The organism is Sphingomonas sp. (assembly GCF_031361285.1).
GTDB lineage: Bacteria > Pseudomonadota > Alphaproteobacteria > Sphingomonadales > Sphingomonadaceae > Sphingomicrobium.
This window is the reverse complement of record NZ_JANMCO010000172.1, coordinates 1-3,153: the sequence shown is the minus strand read 5'-3', so window position 1 is coordinate 3,153 and position 3,153 is coordinate 1. Positions and strand designations below refer to the sequence as shown.

Here is a 3,153-nt window from a genome sequence, read left to right as displayed (position 1 = left end):
TCAAGCTGCCACAGACGCAAGACCTTCCGCGCCTTCGATCGCTTCTGCCGTTCAGTCCGATTTAGGCGCCAGCGGCGGGTTTTTGTGATCAGAGCCACATGAACCGTGGATTTAGGGCCACACTCGGCCGCACACCGGCCGTCGTCCGCGCCGAGCAAAACCTCCTCGCCGCACCTACGCCTTAGAGAATCAAAGGATTTCCGGGCGGCATCGGCACAGATTTGAAGGTATTCGGCCTCCCTTTCCTAAGAGACTGTTCTTCGGCATATTGTGACAGTCACGCGATACGCTTGGGGGAGCTTTTGATATGCGCACGACATCGATTCTGCTGATCGGCACTGCGGCGATCGCTATTTCCACACCGTCTTTCGCTCAATCGACGCAGGAGGACGTCGCCCAGGCGGCCAACCAGCCGCCGGACACGAACGCCAATGACGAGATCATCGTCACCGCGACCAAGCGCGCGTCGCGCGTCCAGGACGTGCCGTTCTCGAGTAACGCGCAGACGCAGGAAGACATCCAGCGCGCCAACGCTTCGACCATCGAGGAAATCAGCCGCAACGTCGCCGGTCTCGCCGTGCAGAATCTTGGTCCAGGCCAGAGCCAGGTGTCGATCCGCGGCGTCTCGGCCGGCCAGATCGTCCGCGACCAGCCGGGCGTCAAGGAACAGGTCGGCATCTACCTCGACGAAACCGTCATTTCCTTGTCGCTGTTCACGCCCGACATCGACCTGTTCGACTTGAACCGCGTCGAGACGTTGCGCGGACCGCAGGGCACGCTGTTCGGCTCCGGCTCGGTCGGCGGCACGCTGCGCTACATCACCAACCAGCCCAAGCTCGGCAGAACCGAAGGCCTGGTCGAAGCCAACGTCAACATCGTCGACGAAGGCGACATCGGCTACCATCTGAAAGGCGCGATCAACGTTCCGCTCGGCCCCACTATGGCGATCCGCGCGGTCGGCTACGGCACGCGCTACGCAGGCTTCATCGACGCGGTCGGGCCGGCGGGCGGCAAGAACATCAACGACGGGTCGCGGATCGGCGGTCGCGTCGCGCTGCTGTTCGAGCCGACGCCCGACATCAAGATCACGCCGCGAGTGCTATACCAGCAGATCCGCACCGACGGCTTCAACCGCGAGGAATTCTACAACTTTTACGACAACCAGTTCACGTCCGGTGCCGCGGGCTCCGATCTCGGCGAGCGCCGGCAATATCTGAAGCTGCGCGAGGAGTTCAAAGACGATACGCTGATCGGCGACCTCACCGGCAGCTTCGGTTTCGGCGGCGTCGAGCTGACTTCGATCACCAGCTACATCAACCGCAACATCCTGGTCAGCCGCGACGCTTCGGCGCTGACCGGATCGGTCGGCGTCACTCCGCTAGGGGGTGCCGTCAACCCGCAAATTTCCAATCTGCCGTCCAATCTTCGAGACACTACCAAGCTCAAGCAATGGACCCAGGAAATGCGGCTCGCCTCCACTGGATCGGGTCCGCTGCAATGGGTGTTCGGCGCCTTTTACACCCATGTGAACCGCAAATATGAGCAACGGCTGCCGACGCCCGGATACGACGCATTCATCGACGCTGGGTTGGGAGCCGGCTTGTCAGCGGCCGTAGCCAACGGCTTCCCACTCAATTCGCCCTACAACGCCGACCTTCCGTACATCATCAAGCAGAGCGCGCTGTTCGGTGAAGCGAGCTATGATCTTGGTCAATTCAAGCTGACCGGGGGCGGCCGCTATTACAGCTTCAGCGAAACGCGGACGTTCAAATCCGGTGGTCTGTTCGCCACCGGAGTGACGGAAAACGACAAGACCAAGTCGCACGGATTTTCGCCTCGCGCGATCCTCACCTACGAGCCGACCCGCAACCTCAGCGTCAATCTCCAGGCAGCCAAGGGCTTCCGTGTTGGCGGGGTCAACGATCCCCTCAACGCGCCTTTGTGCACCGGTGGTGCGACCGGGATCGACTTCCTGACCTACGGCAACTTTCCCCGCTACACCGATGAGACGCTGTGGAACTATGAAGCCGGCTTCAAGACGCAGCATCGCGGGCTGACCTTTAACGCCGCGGCCTTCTACACCAAGATCAAGGACTTGCAGGTGACGGCCGACGCCGGAAACTGCTCGTCGCGCGTCGTGTTCAATGTTCCCAAGGCGCATACCGAGGGCGTCGAAGCCGAACTCAGCCTGAGCCCGGCGCCGGGACTTGAACTGTCCTTCGCGGGAAGCATCATCAGCTCCAGGTTCGACTCCAATCGCTTCACCGTTCCGCCAGCCGGGTCGGGCCTGGCGCCGGCGATCGTCGCCGGCATTCGCAAGGGCAACCGCTTGCCGAGCGTGCCCAAGTACCAGGCGGCGGCGACTGCAACTTACGAAACCCGGTTCAACGCCAGCAGCGACTGGTACGTGAGCGGCAGTTTGCAGCATGTCGGCAACCGCTACACCCAGCCAATCGACCAGGAGCCCGGAGCGGGTATCTTCAACTTCATTTTCTTTGATCCGGTCACGGGGGCTTTCGGTGTCAGACCGGGACAGAATTTCGGTTCGCTGAGGCTCCCGGCCTACCACCTCATCAACCTGTCGACGGGGATCAAGTGGGACAGCGGGCTTGAGGTCGTCGCTTATGTCAACAATCTGTTCGACGAGGATCCCAAGCTGTCGCTCGACCGCGAGCGCAGCGGTAACGCGCGGCTCGGCTACAATGTCGGCACGCCACGGACGATCGGCCTGACGATCCGCCAGAGCTTCGGTGGCCGGGCAGCGCCTCCTCCGCCACCGCCGCCGCCACCGCCGCCTCCGGCGACCCAATCGTGCGCGGATGGCTCGGTGATCCTGGCGACGGATGCCTGTCCGCTGCCGCCGCCACCTCCGCCGCCACCACCGCCACCGCCGCCGTCCGGAGAGCGCGGCTGATTGGCTAAGGCGATCAAGCAGGGAAGCGGCAATCCTTCAGGGGCGCCGCTTTCATCTCTCACGCGCCGCTCGCTCCTTACGGCTTCGGCCATCGGGGCGGGCGGCGTTGCTTTATCGCCCGCAATCCTCAAAGCGGCGCGGATGGGATCCAAGAGTCATGTCGCCGTCATCGGCGCCGGCGTGTTCGGCGCCTGGACCGCGCACCATTTGCTCCGCGCCGGCCACCGCGTCACCTTGGT

Annotated in this window: 2 protein-coding genes; both read left to right on the top strand. The window is 63.1% G+C overall.

Translation table 11 applies throughout. The annotated features are described in order from the left end of the window. The first annotated feature begins 307 nt into the window (after positions 1-307). On the top strand, positions 308-2,914 hold the full coding sequence (locus RMO25_RS13385) for a TonB-dependent receptor (RefSeq protein ID WP_309663099.1): 2,607 nt from the start codon (positions 308-310) through the stop codon (positions 2,912-2,914). Between the two features lie 141 nt (positions 2,915-3,055). Beyond that, the coding region (locus RMO25_RS13870) for an FAD-dependent oxidoreductase (RefSeq protein ID WP_405051893.1) at positions 3,056-3,153 on the top strand (98 nt) is incomplete at its 3' end.